Here is an 18270-nt window from a genome sequence, read left to right as displayed (position 1 = left end):
CCACAGGAGAAACGCATGTCCCAGCCCGCCGCCCAGCTCGTACGTGACTACGTCGAACTGATGTGGAACCAGGGCCGCACCGAGCTGGCCGACCGGTTCCTGGCCGCCGACCTGATCCAGCACAACCCCAACCTGCCCGACGGTCGCCGGCCGCTGGCCGCGTTCATCGACGAGATGCGCGCCCAGCTGCCCCAGGCCCGCTTCGAGATCCGCCGTATGGCCGTCGACGGCGACCTGGCGTTCACCCACAGCCTGTTCACCGCCCAGCCCGGCCACTCCGGTATCGCGGTGGTGGACGTGTTCCGCATCGCCGACGGCCTCATCGCCGAACACTGGGATCTGCGCGAGGACGTCCCCGGGACCACCGTCAGCGGCCACCCGATCGTCTGACCCAGCCCCGCCCTTCCTGGCACGACCGAACTGCGAGGTCGAACGCCGTGACCACCCACGAAGACATCCTGATCACCGGCGCCACCGACGGGCTCGGCCGTGCCCTGCTCTGTTGAACGTCGCAGTTGTCCTCGAAGCCGCAGGGCAAGTCGGCGGAAGCCGCTTCCCGATCACCTCAGCCACCGGACCCGGACGACGCCGGGCACGGTGCGGGCCAGCACGTCGGTGACGTGCTCGGCGAGCGCGTCGTCCGATCCGGGGCCGGGCACGTCACCGGCCGCCGGGCGCAGCTCGGCGACGCCGTCGCGCACGGTCACCTCCCAGAAGGGGCCGTGCGGGTAGTGGTCGCGCAGGGCGGCCACCACCTCCTCGCACAGCTCCTCGTCGGGGCGCGCGAGTACGCCCATGAGGTCGCGGCAGCCGACCATGCCCACCACCTCCTGGCCGGCGAGCACGGGCAGGCTCTTGATCTGCTTGCCCACCAGGAGGTCGATGGCCGTGGTCACGTCCGTCGTCTCCGTCACGGTGATCACCGCGTGGGTCATGACCTGCCACACCTCGCCGGGCGGCGGCGCGGAGGCGGCCGGGGAGGGGTCGGCGGTCGTTCCCGGGCCGGGCTGGAACTCGCCGCGCAGCAGGTCCAGCTCGGACACGAGGCCGACCAGCCGGCCCGCGTCGTCGAGGACGGGGGCGGCGGCGACGTCGTGGCCGTGCAGCAGCCGGATGGCCCGGCGGATCGAGGCGGTGCGCCGGACCGTCACGGCGGGGCTCGACATGATGTCCCGGACCAGCATGGCTACCCGTCCCTCCCCGCCCGATGCTCTTGGGCCTGGCCGGACGCGGCGGACCTTCGTCGGCGCGGTCCGGGCGGCGGCGGTGGGCGTCACCTCCGGCCGCAGGCTTGATGCCCGTTCCGACCTGGGAAGATTCCCCTTCGTACGGCACGATTCCGGCCATGGTGCCGACGGGCGCGGCGGCACGGGGCGCTGCGGGCGAGACGCCGCAGGGCCGAAAGTCCCATCGGGCAGGGCTGGAAGGTCCCGGTGAACGGGTCCTTCCGGCTCTGCTCCCCGGGCGGCGGACGCGGTGTTCTTGAACTGCGCAACCGATCCCCCCGACCCGGTAACGAAAAGGAGGCCGTCATGGCCGCCACCCTCCCCCGCAACGCCGCTGACGCCCCCACGGCCGGGACGGCGCACCGCCCGGTCGACTACGTCTGGGCCGCCGCCCGGCTCTCGATCGGCTGGGTGTTCCTGTGGGCGTTCCTGGACAAGACCTTCGGCTGGGGCTTCGCCACTCCCGCCGCCAAGGCGTGGACCGCGGGCGGCAGCCCGACCACCGGCTTCCTCAAGGGCACCGGCGAGAACGCGCTCGGCGGGCTGTTCTCCGCGCTGGCCGGTCAGGCGTGGGTGGACTGGCTGTTCATGGCCGGGCTGCTCGGCGTCGGCCTGGCCCTGGTCCTGGGCGTCGGCACCCGGATCGCGGCCGTCGCCGGCGGCCTGATGCTGGCCCTGATGTGGGCCGCGGAGCTGCCCCTCACCACCAACCCCTTCATGGACGAGCACATCGTGTACGCCATCGTGCTGGCCGGCCTGGCCCTGACCGGCGCCGGCGCCACCCTGGGCCTGGGGGCCCTGCCCATCGTCCGGCGCCACCCCATCCTCAAGTAGCTCCCCGGCAGGCGCGAACGCCCACCCCGGTCCCCGGGGTGGGCGTTCGCGCGTCACCGGGACGGGGAGGCGGGATTGTGAACCGGGCCAAGATCATGATCGAATATTGTTGATCGCGAGCGCACCTCATCTTCACCGTGTCATGCCCTTCGTCCCCCAGCAGGGAAGCCGGTCCGATGTCCATGCCCTTGCTCACCCCCACGCGCCGCGTGGGGCCCGGTTGGATCGTCGCCTACGTCGTCGCCGGGTTCGGCGCGCAGATCGCCTCCCAGTCGCCGAGCACGTTCCTGATGCCGCAGCAGATCGCCGGCATCGACCCCACCGGCAAGATCGGCGGGTTCGCGTGGGTCAGCGCGATGGGAGCCGTGGCGGGCATCATCGCCGGGCCGCTGTTCGGCGCGCTGTCCGACCGCACCCGGGGCCGGCTCGGCCGTCGCCGGCCGTGGATCGTGGGCGGGGCGCTGGCCTGCGCCGCCGCCTTCGTGTTCCTGGCCGCCCAGGACACCGTCACGGGTGTGGCCGTGGGCTCCCTGCTGCTGTCCGTCGGGATGTCCGCCGTGGGCGCCGGCTACAACACGACGGTCCCCGACCAGGTGCCGGTCACCCAGCGCGGCCTGGTCCTGGGCTGGGGCGCGGTTCCGCAGGCCGCCGCGATGGTGTGCGGCGGGCTGATCCTGGCGGCCACCACCACTCCCGCCTCCGGCTACCTGGTCCTGGCCGGCGTCCTGGTCCTGGTGGTGCCGTTCGTCGTGGTCACCCGCGACCCGCGGCCACCCGCCGGGGAGCGCCGGCCGTTCACGTGGAAGGGCTTCCTCGACGGCTACCGGATCGACCCGCGACGCCGTCCCGACTACGCCTGGGCGCTGGCCACCCGCTTCCTCATGACCCTCGGGTACGGCATCGGCACCCTCTACATCCCGTACTTCCTGGAGGACGTCGTGGGCCGCCCCGACGACCTGCTGACCGTCGTCGCGGTCAACGGCGCGTCGGTCGTCGCGCTCTCGGTGGTCAGCGGCTGGCTGTCCGACCGGCTCGGCCGCCGCCGGATCCTCGTCTTCGCCGGCTCGGGCGTCATGGCGGCGGCGGGCGTCATGCTGGCCCTGTCGCCCACCTGGACCATGACGCTGGTCTGCGCGGTCGTGCTCGGCGTCGGGTACGGGATCTACATCGGCGTGGACGGCGCCCTGATCACCCAGGTGCTGCCGGCGGCCGGCGACCACGGCCGGGACCTGGCCGTGGCGCAGCTCATGGGCAGCCTGCCGTACGTGATCGTGCCGGCCGCCGCCTCCGTGATCCTGACCTACCTCGGCGGCTACTCCGGCCTCTACCTGGTCTCGGCGCTCGTCTCCGCGCTGGGAGCGGTCCTCATCTGGCGGGTCAAGTCGGTGCTCTGACCGGTACGGTGCGGGATATCCCGGCACCGCCCTAATTCCCGGCAAAGCCTCATCCGAGGGGAGGGCTACTCCCGCGCCGGAACTCCCCCTTCTGAATCCTTGCCACAGTCACATCTGATGGCAGGGGGAATTGTCATGCATCCTCACTCCGGCGGGACGGTCCGGGCCAGAGCGCTCGCGATCCTCGCCGCGTTGCTGCTGGTCACGGCCGCGCTGGCCGCCGTGGCCGCGCCGGCCAAGGCAGCGACCGACGTCCGGCTGAAGCTCTCCATCACCTGGATCCAGCAGGAGGAGAACCCCGACGACGACGGCGGCGACGGCGACTACTTCCCCGAGATCCGCATCGGCGACGGTCCCCTGCTGCGGAAGCCGTACGTCCAGGACGACGTGTTCGACCCGAGCAACTTCCCCGACCCGTGGGTCTTCACCCAGGACGTGCAGGTGCCCGACGACAGGACCACCGTGCCGGTCCTGGTGCGGCTGTGGGACTACGACGACGGCACCAACTTCGGCGACGACCACATGGACATCAGCCCCCAGAACCAGGACGACGACCTCGACCTGCAGTACGACATCGGCACCGACACCTGGACCGCCCCCGGCGACCTCATCACCCCCGGCCAGGAGCGCATCACCGGTGACGGCGACCCGAACTTCCCCGACACCAACGACGGCGTCGCCCTCACCGTCGGCATCAAGATCGAGCGGCTGACCCCCCTGCCCGACATCGACGGCGACGGCATCTACGACGTCATCGAGCGGTTCGGCGTGCGCGACAAGGACGGCTCGATGAGGTACGACCTCAAGGCCATGGGCGCGAACCCCTGCCGCAAGACGGTCGTCGTGCAGATCGACTACATGACCGGCGCCGCCGACGGGCACAGCCACGAGCCGAAGGACGCGGCGATCGAGGAGGTCGAGCGGGCCTTCGAGGACGGGCCGGTCGATCCCGTGTCGCCCTGCCCGTATCCCGGCTTCACCACCGCGCAGGGCGTCGACTTCGTGCACGTGGCGGGCAAGCCGATCCCCGAGCAGACCGTCATGGGCCTGGACGCGGCCTACCGAGCCGCCCGCAACGCGAACTTCAGCCCGCTGCTCGCCCCGTACGCCCACTACGCGATCTTCGGTCACCAGCTCACGGCCGGCGGGCTGAGCTCCGGCCGCTGCTGCGAGACGGATCGCGGGGGCAAGGACTTCATCGTCACCCTCGGCGGCTGGCGCACGGTCTGCGTCGCCCCCGGCGACAACGGCACGCTCGACACGACGCCCGCCTCCACCGACGTGAAGATGGGCGAGGACGTGCTCGTCGGCACCGACCGCGCCTGTGACACCGAGGTCAAGCCGGGCACCGACGACCGGCAGATCCTGAAGAAGGGCACCGGGGCCGCCGACGCGGACGTGGGGACCGTACGCGACCAGTCCGGCAGTATCATGCACGAGCTCGGCCACGCCCTCGGCCTCCCGCACGGCGGCACGGACCGCACCAACTTCAAGCCCAACTACCTCAGCGTCATGAACTACGCCTTCGACCCCATGGGCATCCCCACGGGCCCCGAGCCGTTGCCGCGGCGCCTCGACTACTCGCGCCAGTCGCTGGCCGCGCTGGACAGGACCGCGCTCGTGGAGGCGGACGGCATCGCCGACGGCGAGGACGTCACCCGCTGGCGGCTCCCCGGCGGAAACCAGCTGTTCGGTCCCGGAGCCGGCGCGCTGAACTGGAACGACAACGTCGTGGCCGGCACTCCGGTGATCGACCCCGCTCCCGTCGCGGCCGACATCAACTCCGACGACGACGTCTGCGTCCTCGCCGGCACGGACGGCGTCCTGACCACGATGCCCTCCGGCAACGACGAGAACGTCGGCGACGCCATCCTCAACGGCGGCGACGCCTGCAACACGGCCCCCGGGCCCGGCGACACCGGCCGCGCCACCACCCTGACCGGCCACGACGACTGGGGGACCCTCAAGTACCGCGCGGTGGGCTCCAAGGACGCGGGCGCGGCGGCGTCCTCGCCGTCGGGCACCGAGATCGCGTTCCCGGCCGTGCTCGGCGCCGAGCTGGCCCTGCGTGACTTCTACGACCCGGACGTCACCGCGGCCAAGACCGTGGACAAGGCCGAGGCGCTGCCCGGCGACACCCTCACCTACACCGTGCGGGTGCACAACGAGGGCCGGGGGACCGCGGCGGCCGTACGGGTGACCGACACCTTCCCGGACGGCACCACGGCGGAGCGGCGGCGGACGACCCTCGCCCCCGGCGCGGACCACACCGAGACGTTCGCCTACCTCGTGCCCTGCACGGCCGACGACGGCTCGTTCCTGACCAACAGCGCCACCGTCCAGGCCCAGAACCTCGCCGGCGGGCCCGAGGCCGACACGTCCGACAACACGAGCACGGCGCGCAGCACCGTCAGGGCGCCGCACCTCACCCTGGCCGCGACGGCGACCCCGAACGCCGGCGCCGGGGAGGCCGCGACCACCACCCTGACCGTTCGCAACACCGGCGGCGCCGCCGCCACCGGCGTCACGCTCACCTACGCCCTGCCCGACGAGGTGTACTACAGCACAGCCCTCGACCAGGGGAGCGGGCCCCGGCCGACGGAGGTCTCCGGGGGCACGCTGACCTGGCGGCTCGGGCCGGTGGAGCCGGGGGCGACGGCGGCCGTGCGGTTCACCACCCGCTCCAGCCTGCTCGTCACCGGCGGCACGGCGCAGACCGGACAGGCCAAGGTCGTGTACGTCAACGCGAACGGCTGCTCGTACGCACCGGTGACCGCCTCGGCCACCTCGACGGTCACCGAGGTGACGCCGAGCCGCGACCCGCGGCCGTCCACGGTGTGGGCGGTGCTGACCTCGCTGCGGACGCCCGAGCTGCTGGCCCGGGTGCAGGCCACCGACACCCGCTTCGACGGGGCCGACGGCTCCGCGCCGGACGGGCGGCTCTCGCAGCAGGAGGTGTCGGCCGCGCTGATGCCGCCGCTGCCGCAGCCGCGCGCGCTGCGGGCCGAGCTGCTGGGCACGTACCTCAACCTGGGCAGCCGGCGCGTCAACGCGGCCACGGCGGTGCGCAGCTTCGTCCTGGACCGGCTCGGGCTGCGCACGGTCGGCGCCGCCGCCCGTCACTCCCGGACCGTGCTGACCGGGCCGCCCGGGGGCGACATCACGGCGTACCAGAACGCCACGCTGGGGCTCATCGAGATCAACTCGGGAGCCGCCGAACGCTACTGTGGTCCTGTGGTGGGGCGCCGCGGCTCGCGGCGCCCCTCGCTCTCGCAGGTCTTCGCAGGTCTTCGCAGGCCGGTCAGGCGGTGAGGCGGGTGAGCTCGCGGAGCTCACCCTGGGTGGTGGCGCAGTCGAGGAGCCGCAGCTCCGCGAGCAGCCGCACCGCCCGCGCGCCGTGCTTCAGCTCCTCCGGGCAGGTCTCCGCGACCTTGCGGAGCAGGGCGGCGGCGGCGCGCGGGTCGCGGTCCCCGGCGTGGGCGGTCGCCAGCGTGAGGAGCTGCCGGACCCGGCGGTCCCGCGTGGACAGGTGAGCCGGGTCGATGCCCTCCGCCAGCCGCAGGGCCTGGCGGTGGCGGCCCACGCGGACCGCGGCCGAAGCGGCGCGCAGGTCCAGCTCCACCAGGAAGTCGTCGCGGTCCTCGCCGAGCCGGCCGGCGAGCCTGCGGGCGCGGTTCAGCAGCTCCTCGGCGCCCAGCAGGTCGTTCTCCGCCGCGGCGGCGAGCGCCGCCGCGAGCAGGCACGCCCCCACGGCCGACCGGCGCTCCGGTCCGTCCTCCGTACGGGCCCCGCCCACGCCTGGCGGTCCCGGCGCCTCGGCGGCGAGATCGGCGGCCGTCAGGGCGACGCGGCGGGCGTCGGCCGGGCGGCCCAGCCGCACCAGGACCTCGGCCGTCTCCGCCCGCGCCAGCGCCGCGGCCGAGGGGTCGCCCAGCGCGGCCGACACCGCCCGGTCCGCCGCCAGCAGGGCCAGCGCGTGCTCCCCGCACCCCCGCAGCACGGTCGCGAACAGCCGGTACACCCGCCCCAGCTCCACCCCCGCCCCCGCCTCCGCCTGGGCCTTGGCCGGGTCCGGTTCGCGGGCCGTGGCGTCCGCCATGAGCAGCAGGCCGGGCAGGTCGCGGCGCAGCTCCGTGTAGCGGCGCGGCGACCGCCGCCACACCTCCCAGGCCGCCGTCACGTGCCGGCGCACCCGGTGGACGCCCGCGGCCGCCTCGCCCTCCGCGGGACGGCGGGGGAACAGCAGCGCGAGCCCCATCTCGTCCGCCCCGCCGGAGCGCCCGCCCGCGTGCCCGCCGGGCCCCGCCATGGCGGACCCCGGAACGGCGGACCCCGACCCGGCGGGCCCTGACACGGCGGGCAGCGCGATGGGACCGCCGACCAGCTCCGACATGTCCACGACCCGCAGGACACCGGCGATGCGCATGAGGGTGGACAGCCGGTCCAGCGGCCGCACCCCCTTCTCGACGAGCCGCAGCCACTCCTCGCTGCACCCCACGAGGTCGGCCAGGACCCGCCGGGACAGACCGCGCGCACGGCGCATGGCCATGATCCGCGCTCCGTCGACCAAGTAATCGCCGGCCATGCGGCCAGGTTAGGCGCCAGATCACGAACGGGCCGACGGCCAGAAACGGCGGCCGTTTCCTGCCGCCCGCCGGCACCGCGCCCGCGGCCGGAGCCCGGCTATCGTACGGAGGACATCGTGGGCTCCAGGTGGCGCAACTCCAGTTGGATCTGCGCCCGCCGGCCCGGGCGACACTGCCGCTACACCGCACGGCAGAGGAGGCCACGATGGCGATCGACGTCGAGTCGATTCGGAAGGCATTCCCGTTCTTCGAGACACCCGCTGACGGCTCCCGCCCACTCGTCTACCTCGACAGCGCCGCCACCACGCAGAAACCCGCCGCGGTGCTCGACGCCCTGGCCCACTACTACACGCGCGCCAACGCCAACGTCCACCGCGGCGTCTACCGCCTGGCCGTCGAGGCGACCGAGCTGTACGAGGGGGCCCGCCGCACCGTGGCCGCCTTCGTCGGCGCGACCCGCCCCGAGGAGATCGTCTTCACCAAGAACGCCACCGAGGCCGTCAACCTCCTGGCGAACTCCCTCATGTGGGCCGGCGAGGGGCTTCGCGTCGGCCCCGGCGACGAGATCGTGCTGACCGAGATGGAGCACCACTCCAACCTCATCCCGTGGCGGCTGCTCGCCGAGCGGGCCGGCGCGACCGTGCGCTACCTGGGCATCACCGACGACGGCCGCCTCGACCTGTCCCGCCTGGCCGACGTGGTGACCGAGCGGACGAGGGTGGTGGCGGTCGTGCACGCCTCCAACATCCTCGGCACCGTCAACCCGATCGCGCCCATCGCCGCCCGCGCCGCCGAGGTCGGCGCCCTGCTGGTGGTGGACGCGGCGCAGTCGGTGCCGCACCTCCCGGTGGACGTGACCGCGCTGGGCGCGGACTTCGTGGCGTTCTCCGGGCACAAGATGTGCGGGCCGACCGGGATCGGCGTGCTGTGGGGCAGGCACGAGCTGCTGGAGGCGCTGCCGCCGTTCCTCGGCGGCGGCGAGATGATCGAGACGGTCAGCGTCGACGCCATGCGGTACGCCGCGCCGCCGCTCAAGTTCGAGGCGGGCACGCCGCCGGTCGCGCAGGCCGTCGGGCTGGGCGCGGCCTGCGACTTCCTGACCGAGATCGGCATGGACGCGATCGCCGCGCACGACCAGGCGCTGGTCGAGTACGCGCTGGACCGGCTCGGGCGGGTGCCCGGCATCCGGTTCATCGGGCCGGCGGACGGTGTGGACCGGCTGCCGCTGCTGTCGTTCGTGGTGGACGGCGTCCCGCTCCAGCGGTTGCGGACCGACCTGGACGAGGCGGGCATCGCGGTGCGTTCCGGCCACCACTGCGCCCAGCTCGCGTGCAGCCGCTTCGGCATCCCCGCGGCCATCCGGTCGTCGTTCTACCTGTACAACACGCCCGACGAGGTGGACCACCTGGCCGTGACCCTGGAGAGGGCGACCAGGTCGGGCAGGGGCGCGGGGCCGGGGCCGGCGTTCGAGGCGGGCGGCGTGGAGCGGGTCCGGCCGTACCAGGAGGTGCTGGTGCCGGGGATCTTCGGCCCGTGGGCGGAACGGCTGGTCGCCGCGCTGGCGCCCGAGCCCGGGGCGCGGGCGCTCGACGTCGGCACCGGCCCGGGGACGGTGGCGCGCGTGCTCGCGGCGGCCGTCGGCCCCGGGGGCGCGGTCGTCGGCACCGACCCCAGCCCGGCCATGCTCACACTCGCCCGCGAGGACCCCGCGCCGGTCCCGTCGGCGCCGGTCCAGTCAGCCTCGGTCCAGTACGTGGAGTGCGGGGCCGCGCCGCTGCACGTGTCCGACGAGGCGTTCGACCTCGTCACCGCGCAGCAGGTGCTGCAGTTCGTGCCGGACCGGCGGGCGGCCCTGGCGGAGATGCGCAGGGCCGCCCGGCCGGGCGCGCGGATCGCCGTCGTCACCTGGCTGCCGCTGGCGCGCAACCCGCTGTTCCGCGCGCTGCGTGACGCGGTGGCCGCCGTGCTCGGCCCGGAGCAGGCGGAGCTGTTCGAGGAGCCGTGGTCGCTGGCGGGGGAGGAGGTCGCCGCCCTGGTGGAGGCGGCCGGGTTCACCGAGGTCGAGCGGCACGAGTGGACGGTGCCGGTCACCCTGCCGGGCGGGCCGGACGCGCTGTGCAGCCTGTTCGGGTTCTCGGCCGTGGCACCGTACGTCGCCGCCCACCGCGAGGCGTTGCACCGGGCCGTACGCGAGGGCCTGGCGGGGCACACGGACGGCCGCGGCCTGCACGGGGACACCGCGGCGAGCGTCGTCATGGCCCGCGCCTGAGCGGCCCGCCTCCCTGAGCGGCCCGCCTGCCCGAGTGGCCCGCCTCCCCGAGTGGCCCGCCTGCCTGAGCGGCCCGCCCGTCTCACCGGCCCGCGCGCCGGCGCGCCCGTACGACCGGCGCGCCGGCGCGTTCCCACGGACGGGCCGGCCGGTCACGGGCGCGTTGGCGCGGGTTCCGGGTTCGGCATACAGTCTGTGAGAATCTTCGTGAAGGGCCCGCGGGGCGACGGACCGGAGGACTGATGGCCGAGCGACCTGGGAAGGCACGCGTGGAGGAGCCCGCGGCGCGACGGAGAAGACCGCGCGCCGGCAGCGGCGAGTCCCTCGGCGACCAGGCGTACGAGCACATCCGCGCCGCGATCCTCGAAGGCGTCTACCGCCCCAACCAGCGCCTGCCCGAGGACGAGGTCGCCGCCCGCCTCAACAGCAGCCGCACGCCCGTCCGCGTCGCGCTGATGCGCCTGGCCGACCAGGGGCTCGTGGTCCGCGAACGCCAGGGCTGGGTCGTGCGCGAGCACACGCCCGACGAGATCCGCGAGATCTACGAGGTGCGCTGCGCCCTGGAGTCCATGGCGACCGGCCTGACCGCCGTGCGCGCCTCCGAGGAGCAGCTCGCCCGCATCGCCGCGTTCTACGACGCCCCGGTCGAGGAGTACGAGCGCCGTCCCCGCGCCGAGCTGGGCCGCATGAACCGCGACTTCCACCACGCCATCGTCCAGGCGTCGGGCAACGCGCGGCTGCTCGGCGAGTGGCTGCGCAACCGCGACTTCGGCGTCACGTACAACATGGCCGCCGTCTTCACCGGCGATGAGATCGTCACCTGCGTGGAGGGTCACAAGCGCATCAGCGCGGCCCTGCTGCGCCGCGACCGCGCGGGCGCCGAGCGCGAGGCGCGCACGCACGTCGAGGACGTCCAGGCAGCGGCGAGCCGTCGCCTCGACGTGCTGCGCATGCCCGCGGGCTTCTACCTGTCCTGAGAGCGCGCCGTCCTGCGGCGGGCGGCTCACCCGGTCGCCGTGGGGATGATCCGTGCGAACCAGCAACCGACGACCGCTTGATGCATTGGATCCTAATTTGTACTCTACGTTGCATGCAGCCTGGCAGCGACTCCTCCCGCGACCTCCGCACGTTCTCCTCCGTCGATCCGCGGACGGGGGAGGAGCGGCGCCGGTTCACCGGCGCCACCCCCGCCAAGGAGCCGGTCATCACGACCGAGCGGGCCGACGCCGCCCGCGGCGCCGCGCTGCTGCCGTCACTGCCCGCCGGGCCGGAGCTGAGCCCCGAGGCCGCCAGGGTGATCGGGGAGGTGCCCGGATACCTCGGCGTCCCGTTCGTCAGCCCCATCTTCCAGGCGCTGGCCAGCTACCCCGGCTATCTCGTCCCGGCCTGGGACCGGTTCAAGCCGGTCATCGGCTCGCCGGAGTTCAGGCGGGCGGCGGCCGGGCTCGGCGTGCCGGGCGGGCTGCTCCCCGGCCCCGACCCGGCGCTGCTCACCGCGGACGCCGACCTCGACCGGGTCCGGCGCTACACGCTCACCTTCCACCGGCTGCTGCCCGAGCTGCTGCTGCTCGCCTCCTGCTGGTACCGGGGGGTCACCGTGGGGGCGCCCGCGTCCCTCGCCCTCGACGGCCGGACGCCGGTGGAGGGTCCCGGACCGCGCGGCGTGCCGCCCGAGGCGGTCTCGATCGCGCCGGACCCGTCGGAGCCGGGAGAGGACCTGGCCCGCGTCTACCAGGAGATCCGCGCCCTGCACGACCATCCCCGGGTGCTGAGCTACTACCGCGCGCTCGGCACCTGGCCCGGCCTCATGCTCGGTGTGTGGGAGCGGCTCGGACCGCTCGCCCGGGGCGACGCGTACACCGCGGCGCGCGACCAGGTGCTCGCCAGGGCCGCCGCCGCTGCCGCCACGCTGCCCGTGCCGGTGGTCGAGACCGAGCACGCCGAGGAGGTCGCGGCCGTGCTCGCGCTGTTCCGCACCCGCCTCATCCCCGCGCTGCTGCTCGACACGGCCGTCGTCCTCGCGCTGCTGGGGGAGGACACCCAGGTGGGGGAGGACGGCTCGGTCGTCACCGCCTGAGCCGCCGGGCCGCACCTCGCTGCCGGAGGCGCCGGCCGGCGGGACGCCTCTTCCGGGACTGCGGCCCGGCGGCGCGCGTGACCCCTCGCGCGCCGCCGGGCCTGGCCTGGAGCCGGGTCAGCCGTGCGAGTCGGTGACCGAGCGGGCGAGCGTCACCTCGCAGCCCGGGCCGTTCGGGCCGCCGACGCGGACGGAGTTGAAGAAGTCACGGAAGGCGCTGTAGAAGTTGCCCTTGCCGCCGGGTGAGGTCACGGCCGAGCAGCCGCCGTAGTTCGCCCCGGAGTACAGGTGGATGTACGAGCTCGTGCGATTCCAGTCGGACTTGGACCGGCTCGCCATGTTCAGCGCGGCCAGGTCGGGGGTGTCGCTCTTGAGCTCGACGATGTCGCCGGAGCCGTCGAGGCCGGAGAACAGGCAGTAGTAGCCGGCATGGCATCGGTCGTAGCCGTCCGCCGCCTGGGCCGGGCTGCTGGTCATAGTGGCCAGCGCGATGGCCGCCACCGGTAATGCCAGCAACTGAAGCTTCTTGCCCACTGTCCCTCCAGGGGTGAAACTTTTCTTCGAGTACGGATCCGACCATACCTGTTGAGATCTTGCGGGTGAAGGGGTCAGGGCGATCAGACCGAGCAGCCGGCCCGGCACCTGGTACGGGCACCCGCAGGCGTTGCGCTCGCGGAGCGGTGTCGTGGTCGTCGTGTGTGCCGGCGGGCGCCGTGGCGGCGGGTGGCCGGAGTTTCGCCGGGAGAATGGCGAGAGAAACGTCCGGCCGCCGCCCGTGAGCCTTTATCCGAAAGGCGTCCTCCTGCCCTCCCGGGCCTCTACCGAAAAGACGTGACCGTGGAAGCGGGAGCGGCCTTCGCATTCGCCGCGCCGGTCCGCCCACGAGCCGATTCCGATGCCCATGTCCCGTGCCGCCGGGCGTTCCAGTATCGTTCGTCGTCGGCCTGAGACACGAGGCGGAGGAGAGGGACGGCGCATGCCCCACGCGGCGAGACCCACGGTCACGCTGCACGACGTGGCGGCGGCGGCCGGCGTCTCGGTGGCCACCGCCTCCCGGGTGCTGGGCGGCGGCTCCCGCAAGGTCGCCCCCGACTACGAGGCGCGCGTCCTCGCGGCTGCCGCGGCCCTGCGCTACACGGTGGACGCCTCCGCGCGGGCGATGCGGCGCGGCAGTGACTCCGTCGCCCTGGTCGCCGACGACCTCACCACCCCGTCCATGGGCATCATCGTGGCCGCCATGGAGCGCCGGGCCAGCATGGCCGGGGCCTTCGTGACGGTCTCCTCGACCCGCGCCACGCCGGAGCGGCAGCTCGACACCGTCCGGCAGCTCCGGGCGCTGCGCCCGCGCGCGCTCGTCCTCACCTCCAGCCGCTTCGAGGCCGGCGCGCTCGGCGGGCGGCTGCTGAAGGAACTGCTCGCCTACGAGCGCGAAGGCGGCCGGATCGTCATCGTCGGCGGCACCGACATGCCGTTCAGCTCCATCGGCTTCGACGACCACGGCGCGGGCCGCACGGTCGGCACGTTCGCCGCGCGGTCCGGCCACCGGCGCGTCGCGATATTCGCCGGAAATCACGCGCGCATGAGCATGTCGGCCCGTGTCACCGGAATTGTCCAAGGGCTCAGGGAAGGCGGCCTCGACGAGCACGACATTCGCATTGTCGAATGCGAAGTCAGCCGTCAGGGCGGATTCGACGCGGCGGCCCGGATGGCCGCCTCGGGAATGGCCGGGACGGACGCGGTCCTGGCCGTCAACGACGTCATCGCCATCGGCGCGTTGTCGGCTTTCCGGGCCGCCGGCGTGGCCGTTCCCGGGGACGTGTCGGTGACGGGGGTGGACGACATCCAGCTCGCGAGCGACGTGACGCCACGGCTGACGACCGTGGCGCTGCCGCTCGCCCGGGTCGGCGCGCTGTCGATCCGACTCGCGCTGGCCAGGACGCCCCGGCTCCGGCGGCTGGTCGTCCGCGGGGAGCTCGTCGTCCGGGAGAGCACCCGCTAGTCCCAATGCCGGTTGGTCAGGGCTCAGGCTGGATTGTCCAGCCCCTTGGCGACCAGGACTCGCCCGCTTGACCAAGCCGGCGCGGGGGAACGCGCCAACGGTGAATCTCGGTCCTCAGCCATTGGTGTCGAAGGCGGTGCGGTGATCGCGTGCCCAGGTGGTGAAGGTGCGGGGCGGACGGCCGAGAACCAGCTCAACTTCTTCGGTGATTCTGGCGTTGCCGCCCTCGGCGACCAGCCTGGAGCCGTTGACCGCGATCTCGACGAACGCGGGATCCAGGCCTGAGCCGAGCAGCTGCTCGCGGTAGCTCTCCAACGGCACGTCGATCGTGTCGAGACGGCGTTCGAGAACGTCGGCCAGAATGCGGGCCTGGTCGGGAACGCTCAGCAGCTCGGGCCCCGTCAGCGTGAGCACCCTGCCCGCCTGCTCGTCCGACGTCAACGTCCGTGCCGCGACCTCCGCCACGTCCCGAGGGTCGATCACGCCCTGAACCCCGCTCCCGGTCGTGTTGGGGATCGGTGCTCCACGCCGGACGGGCGCCGCCCAGCGCAGAGTGTTGGAGGCGAAGCTGGAGGGGCGCAGCACGGTCCACGTCAGCCCGCTCGTGCGCAGGGCCTGTTCGCCCGGCAGGTGCCAGTCCCCGACTCCGGCGTCAGCGTGCTCGCCCGTACCGATCGCCGACACCTTCACCACCTTGCCGACCCCGGCGCCGCGGGCGGCGGCCAGCATCGCTTCGTCGTGCCGCACCAGATCCGGCCCTGGCGCGCTGAGCAACAACAACGCCTCGGCCTTGTCCGCCGCCCGCGCCAGCGAGTCCGGATCGGCGAAGTCTCCTCCAACGACCTCGATGCCGGGCAACGGGACGACCCTCGACGGATCCCTGGTCATCGCCCGCACCCGCTGTCCCGCCGCCGCCAGCAGGCGGACCACTTCACTTCCGACGGTGCCCGTGGCACCCGTGACAAGGATCATGGCCATCAACCTGCCAGCCCGCCCACCAGCGGCTATAGGAAGTTTCGGCACAGCTGGGACACTGGTCGCCATTGGATAGCGTGGCGGTCATGACCACGCGGCACCCGATACGCGTACCCAGCACGTTGCGGTGGCTGACCAGCCAGATCATCCTCCTGAGACCGGCCGGCCAAGACCCGCTGGTGCACCTGCCCGATGCCGACACCAGCCTGGTCCTGCGCACCACACCGGCCGGTCGAGCCGATCTGCTGGTGGCCGGACCGCGCACCCGCGCGACCTACCACGTCGGCAAGGACCTCCCGCTGTGTCTCAGGCTCCGGCTGCGTCCCGGCGCAGCCCGGCTGCTGCTCGGGGTTCCAGCCGGTGAGCTGGTGGATCGGGTCGTCGACATCGGCGAGCTGTGGAACGGCACGCAGGAGCTCAAGGCCGCGCTGATGAGGTCAGGCCAGGACCCGCGACGCATCCTGGAACACCTTCAGGCGGCGCTGCCGGCCCGCATCGCCGCACGCTCCCACGCCGACCTGGCTCGCTACGAACAGGTCCAAGCCGCCGCCGAAGCCCTGCGGGATCACCACGGGCAGCGACGCGAGCCGATCCCCGCCATCGCCCGGCGACTGGCCATCAGCGAACGCCACCTACGCGACGCTTTCCGCGACGGCGTCGGCCTGCCGCCCAAACGCTTCGAGCGCATCGAACGCGTCCGGCACGTGCTCACTCATGGCCGGCGGCCGAAACGCTGGTCGCAACTGGCCGTGACGGCCGGCTACTACGACCAGTCCCACATGACCGCAGAGTTCCGGACGCTGATGGGAGTCACTCCCACGGCATACTTCACCGGCCGCCTGCCCGCACTCCAACCCTGCTAGAGACGCTGCGCAGCTCGCGCCTGCACCCGCGTCCCTGGCGGGTGGTATGTCCGAGCGTGCCCGGTTGAGGCCACTCTCCGGAACAACTCTTGACGCTGCTGTAACAGCCGTGCAAACTGCGGAATACGTTTTCCCACCGGCGAAGCGCCCCCGCTCGCCGTGGCAGGAGGTTCCCCCATGATCACGTCGAGGAGGGCCGCATGAGCGCTCTCGGCGAGCTCCAGCGCATGCGCAAAGGCAGCGGCGGCACCCTCTCCGGCGGACGCGGCGCGGGCCGTACCGGGGCGGACGGCACCGGCGGTCGCGGCAGGAAGGTCGGCGACAGGAAGGACAACAAGGCCGCCTACCTGTTCCTGGCGCCCTGGTTCGTCGGCCTGCTGGTCGTCACCGCGGGCCCGATCGCCGCGTCCCTGGTGCTCGGGTTCACCGACTACAACCTGATCCAGCCGCCCGTCTTCAACGGCCTCGACAACTTCACCCGCATGCTGGCCGACACCCGCCTGCACAAGGCGCTCGGCGTGACGCTGACCTACGTGCTCGTCTCGGTGCCGCTCCAGCTCGCCTGCGCCCTCGGCCTCGCGCTGCTGCTGGACCGCGGGCTGCGCGGACTGCCCTTCTACCGGTCGGCGTTCTACCTGCCGTCGCTGCTCGGGTCGAGCGTCGCCATCGCCGTCCTGTGGCGGCAGATCTTCGGCGCGGAGGGCCTGTTCAACCAGGTGCTCGGGGTGTTCGGCGTGGAGGGGCGCGGGTGGATCTCCGACCCCGGGACGGCCCTGTCCACGCTCATCGTGCTCAACGTGTGGACGTTCGGGGCGCCGATGGTGATCTTCCTGGCGGGGCTCCGGCAGATCCCCGTGATGTACTACGAGGCCGCCGCCACGGACGGCGCGAGCAGGTGGACGCAGTTCCGGCGGATCACGATCCCGCTGCTGTCACCGATCGTGTTCTTCAACCTCGTGCTCCAGATCATCCACGCGTTCCAGTCGTTCACCCAGGCGTTCGTGGTCTCCGGCGGCAGCGGGGGGCCGTCCAACTCGACGCTCTTCTACACCCTGTACCTCTACCAGCGGGGATTCGGCAACTTCGACATGGGCTACGCGTCGGCGCTCGCCTGGCTGCTCCTGGTGATCATCGCCGGGTTCACCGCGGTCAACTTCTGGGCCGCCAGGTTCTGGGTGGTCTACGATGACTGACCCCCGCCGCCCCCTCCACCTCGGCCACGCCGTGCGCACCGCGCTCAAGCACGCCGGCCTCATCGCGCTCGCGCTGGTCATGCTCTACCCGGTGCTGTGGATGGTCGTCAGCTCGCTGCGGCCCAACAACGAGATCTTCCGCCGCCCCGGCCTGGTCCTCGACAGCCTCCAGACGCAGAACTACACCGAGGGCTGGAACGCGTTGACCGCGCCCTTCGGCCACTACCTGCTCAACTCCGCCATCCTCGTGCTGGCCTGCATCATCGGCAACCTGGTGTCGTGCTCGATGGCGGCCTACGCCTTCGCCCGGCTCGACTTCACCGGCAAGCGCCTGTGGTTCGCGATCATGCTCGGCACCATCATGCTGCCGATCCACGTGATCATCGTCCCGCAGTACATCCTGTTCTCCCAGCTCGACTGGGTGAACACGTTCCTCCCGCTGGTGGTGCCGAAGTTCCTCGCCACCGACGCGTTCTTCGTCTTCCTCATGGTGCAGTTCATCCGCGGCCTGCCGCGCGAGCTGGACGAGGCGGCCCGCATCGACGGCTGCGGCCATCCGCGGATCTTCGTGCGGATCATCCTGCCGCTCATGCTGCCGGCCCTCGCCACCACGGTCATCTTCACCTTCATCTGGACGTGGAACGACTTCTTCAGCCAGCTCATCTACCTGACCGACCCGGAGATGTACACCGTCCCGGTGGCGCTGCGCTCGTTCGTCGACTCGACGGTCGCCACCTCCTGGGGGTCCATGTTCGCGATGAGCGTCGTGTCCCTGGCCCCCGTCTTCCTCGCCTTCCTCGTCGGCCAGCGGTACCTCATCCGGGGCATCGCGACCACCGGCGGCAAGTGACTCC

15 protein-coding genes and 1 pseudogene are annotated in these 18270 nt (G+C 72.8%); 12 read left to right on the top strand and 4 right to left on the bottom strand.

All coding sequences use genetic code 11. The annotated features are described in order from the left end of the window. Nucleotides 1-15: 15 nt before the first annotated feature. Nucleotides 16-390, top strand: coding sequence for a nuclear transport factor 2 family protein (locus ACIBG4_RS29455; RefSeq protein WP_397204585.1), 375 nt, complete (start codon nucleotides 16-18; stop codon nucleotides 388-390). A gap of 170 nt (nucleotides 391-560) precedes the next feature. Here the strand turns inward: ACIBG4_RS29455 and ACIBG4_RS29450 are convergent, their stop codons facing one another. Beyond that, nucleotides 561-1184: an HPP family protein gene (locus tag ACIBG4_RS29450; RefSeq protein ID WP_397204584.1), complete on the bottom strand. Its 624-nt coding sequence runs from the start codon at nucleotides 1182-1184 to the stop codon at nucleotides 561-563. Nucleotides 1185-1532: 348 nt separating this feature from the next. On the opposite strand from ACIBG4_RS29450, the gene ACIBG4_RS29445 reads away from it, so the two are divergent. The 3 genes from ACIBG4_RS29445 to ACIBG4_RS29435 all read left to right on the top strand — a co-directional run bounded on the left by ACIBG4_RS29445 (nucleotide 1533) and on the right by ACIBG4_RS29435 (nucleotide 6766). After that, a complete protein-coding gene (locus ACIBG4_RS29445) occupies nucleotides 1533-2060 on the top strand; it encodes a hypothetical protein (RefSeq protein WP_397204583.1) in 528 nt (175 codons plus the stop codon). Nucleotides 2061-2236: 176 nt separating this feature from the next. Then, a complete protein-coding gene (locus ACIBG4_RS29440) occupies nucleotides 2237-3454 on the top strand; it encodes an MFS transporter (RefSeq protein ID WP_397204582.1) in 1218 nt (405 codons plus the stop codon). A 135-nt stretch (nucleotides 3455-3589) separates the two neighbouring features. Further along, complete coding sequence (locus tag ACIBG4_RS29435) at nucleotides 3590-6766, top strand: hypothetical protein (RefSeq protein WP_397204581.1); 3177 nt, start codon at nucleotides 3590-3592, stop codon at nucleotides 6764-6766. Here the strand turns inward: ACIBG4_RS29435 and ACIBG4_RS29430 are convergent. Further along, complete coding sequence (locus tag ACIBG4_RS29430; RefSeq protein WP_397204580.1) at nucleotides 6756-8039, bottom strand: helix-turn-helix domain-containing protein; 1284 nt, start codon at nucleotides 8037-8039, stop codon at nucleotides 6756-6758. The two genes, ACIBG4_RS29435 and ACIBG4_RS29430, sit on opposite strands and share 11 nt — an antisense overlap. Nucleotides 8040-8245: 206 nt before the next feature. On the opposite strand from ACIBG4_RS29430, the pseudogene ACIBG4_RS29425 reads away from it, so the two are divergent. The 4 genes and pseudogenes from ACIBG4_RS29425 to ACIBG4_RS29410 all read left to right on the top strand — a co-directional run. Continuing rightward, a pseudogene (locus ACIBG4_RS29425) lies at nucleotides 8246-9475 on the top strand (aminotransferase class V-fold PLP-dependent enzyme); the annotation flags it as partial. Beyond that, nucleotides 9452-10309, top strand: a complete 858-nt coding sequence (locus ACIBG4_RS29420; RefSeq protein WP_397204633.1) for a class I SAM-dependent methyltransferase — start codon at nucleotides 9452-9454, stop codon at nucleotides 10307-10309. The pseudogene ACIBG4_RS29425 and the gene ACIBG4_RS29420, both read left to right, overlap by 24 nt. Nucleotides 10310-10551: 242 nt before the next feature. Beyond that, nucleotides 10552-11286, top strand: a complete 735-nt coding sequence (locus ACIBG4_RS29415; RefSeq protein WP_397204579.1) for a GntR family transcriptional regulator — start codon at nucleotides 10552-10554, stop codon at nucleotides 11284-11286. Between the two features lie 113 nt (nucleotides 11287-11399). After that, nucleotides 11400-12386, top strand: coding sequence for a halocarboxylic acid dehydrogenase DehI family protein (locus ACIBG4_RS29410; protein ID WP_397204578.1), 987 nt, complete (start codon nucleotides 11400-11402; stop codon nucleotides 12384-12386). 117 nt (nucleotides 12387-12503) lie between these two features. Here the strand turns inward: ACIBG4_RS29410 and ACIBG4_RS29405 are convergent, their stop codons facing one another. Then, the gene (locus ACIBG4_RS29405) at nucleotides 12504-12920 is read right to left on the bottom strand and encodes a peptidase inhibitor family I36 protein (protein WP_397204577.1); all 417 of its coding nucleotides are present in this window, start codon (nucleotides 12918-12920) and stop codon (nucleotides 12504-12506) included. Nucleotides 12921-13362: 442 nt separating this feature from the next. Between ACIBG4_RS29405 and ACIBG4_RS29400 the strand changes: the two genes are divergently transcribed. After that, nucleotides 13363-14385: a LacI family DNA-binding transcriptional regulator gene (locus ACIBG4_RS29400; protein WP_397204576.1), complete on the top strand. Its 1023-nt coding sequence runs from the start codon at nucleotides 13363-13365 to the stop codon at nucleotides 14383-14385. 114 nt (nucleotides 14386-14499) lie between these two features. Here the strand turns inward: ACIBG4_RS29400 and ACIBG4_RS29395 are convergent, their stop codons facing one another. Then, nucleotides 14500-15357 carry an NAD(P)H-binding protein gene (locus tag ACIBG4_RS29395; RefSeq protein WP_397204575.1) on the bottom strand — a complete coding sequence of 286 codons (858 nt, stop codon included), beginning with the start codon at nucleotides 15355-15357 and terminating at the stop codon, nucleotides 14500-14502. An 89-nt stretch (nucleotides 15358-15446) separates the two neighbouring features. On the opposite strand from ACIBG4_RS29395, the gene ACIBG4_RS29390 reads away from it, so the two are divergent. The 3 genes from ACIBG4_RS29390 to ACIBG4_RS29380 all read left to right on the top strand — a co-directional run bounded on the left by ACIBG4_RS29390 (nucleotide 15447) and on the right by ACIBG4_RS29380 (nucleotide 18266). Continuing rightward, complete coding sequence (locus ACIBG4_RS29390; protein WP_397204574.1) at nucleotides 15447-16223, top strand: helix-turn-helix domain-containing protein; 777 nt, start codon at nucleotides 15447-15449, stop codon at nucleotides 16221-16223. A 200-nt stretch (nucleotides 16224-16423) separates the two neighbouring features. Further along, a complete protein-coding gene (locus tag ACIBG4_RS29385; protein WP_397204573.1) occupies nucleotides 16424-17416 on the top strand; it encodes a carbohydrate ABC transporter permease in 993 nt (330 codons plus the stop codon). After that, a complete protein-coding gene (locus tag ACIBG4_RS29380; protein ID WP_397204572.1) occupies nucleotides 17409-18266 on the top strand; it encodes a carbohydrate ABC transporter permease in 858 nt (285 codons plus the stop codon). The genes ACIBG4_RS29385 and ACIBG4_RS29380 overlap by 8 nt, the downstream gene beginning before the upstream one ends. The last annotated feature ends 4 nt before the right edge of the window (nucleotides 18267-18270 follow it).

Source organism: Nonomuraea sp. NPDC050383 (genome assembly GCF_044459125.1).
Taxonomy (GTDB): domain Bacteria; phylum Actinomycetota; class Actinomycetes; order Streptosporangiales; family Streptosporangiaceae; genus Nonomuraea.
The sequence above is the reverse complement of the archived record's forward strand: the minus strand, read 5'-3'. Positions and strand labels throughout refer to the sequence as shown.

Bases quoted from the DNA above. Each gene is read 5' to 3' on its own strand.
- ACIBG4_RS29380 (WP_397204572.1), top strand. From the start codon at position 17,409: ATGACTGACCCCCGCCGCCCCCTCCACCTCGGCCACGCCGTGCGCACC.
- ACIBG4_RS29390 (WP_397204574.1), top strand. From the start codon at position 15,447: ATGACCACGCGGCACCCGATACGCGTACCCAGCACGTTGCGGTGGCTG.
- ACIBG4_RS29400 (WP_397204576.1), top strand. From the start codon at position 13,363: ATGCCCCACGCGGCGAGACCCACGGTCACGCTGCACGACGTGGCGGCG.
- ACIBG4_RS29385 (WP_397204573.1), top strand. From the start codon at position 16,424: ATGAGCGCTCTCGGCGAGCTCCAGCGCATGCGCAAAGGCAGCGGCGGC.
- ACIBG4_RS29445 (WP_397204583.1), top strand. From the start codon at position 1,533: ATGGCCGCCACCCTCCCCCGCAACGCCGCTGACGCCCCCACGGCCGGG.
- ACIBG4_RS29450 (WP_397204584.1), bottom strand. From the start codon at position 1,184: ATGCTGGTCCGGGACATCATGTCGAGCCCCGCCGTGACGGTCCGGCGC.
- ACIBG4_RS29455 (WP_397204585.1), top strand. From the start codon at position 16: ATGTCCCAGCCCGCCGCCCAGCTCGTACGTGACTACGTCGAACTGATG.
- ACIBG4_RS29430 (WP_397204580.1), bottom strand. From the start codon at position 8,039: ATGGCCGGCGATTACTTGGTCGACGGAGCGCGGATCATGGCCATGCGC.
- ACIBG4_RS29410 (WP_397204578.1), top strand. From the start codon at position 11,400: ATGCAGCCTGGCAGCGACTCCTCCCGCGACCTCCGCACGTTCTCCTCC.
- ACIBG4_RS29415 (WP_397204579.1), top strand. From the start codon at position 10,552: ATGGCCGAGCGACCTGGGAAGGCACGCGTGGAGGAGCCCGCGGCGCGA.
- ACIBG4_RS29435 (WP_397204581.1), top strand. From the start codon at position 3,590: ATGCATCCTCACTCCGGCGGGACGGTCCGGGCCAGAGCGCTCGCGATC.
- ACIBG4_RS29440 (WP_397204582.1), top strand. From the start codon at position 2,237: ATGTCCATGCCCTTGCTCACCCCCACGCGCCGCGTGGGGCCCGGTTGG.
- ACIBG4_RS29395 (WP_397204575.1), bottom strand. From the start codon at position 15,357: ATGATCCTTGTCACGGGTGCCACGGGCACCGTCGGAAGTGAAGTGGTC.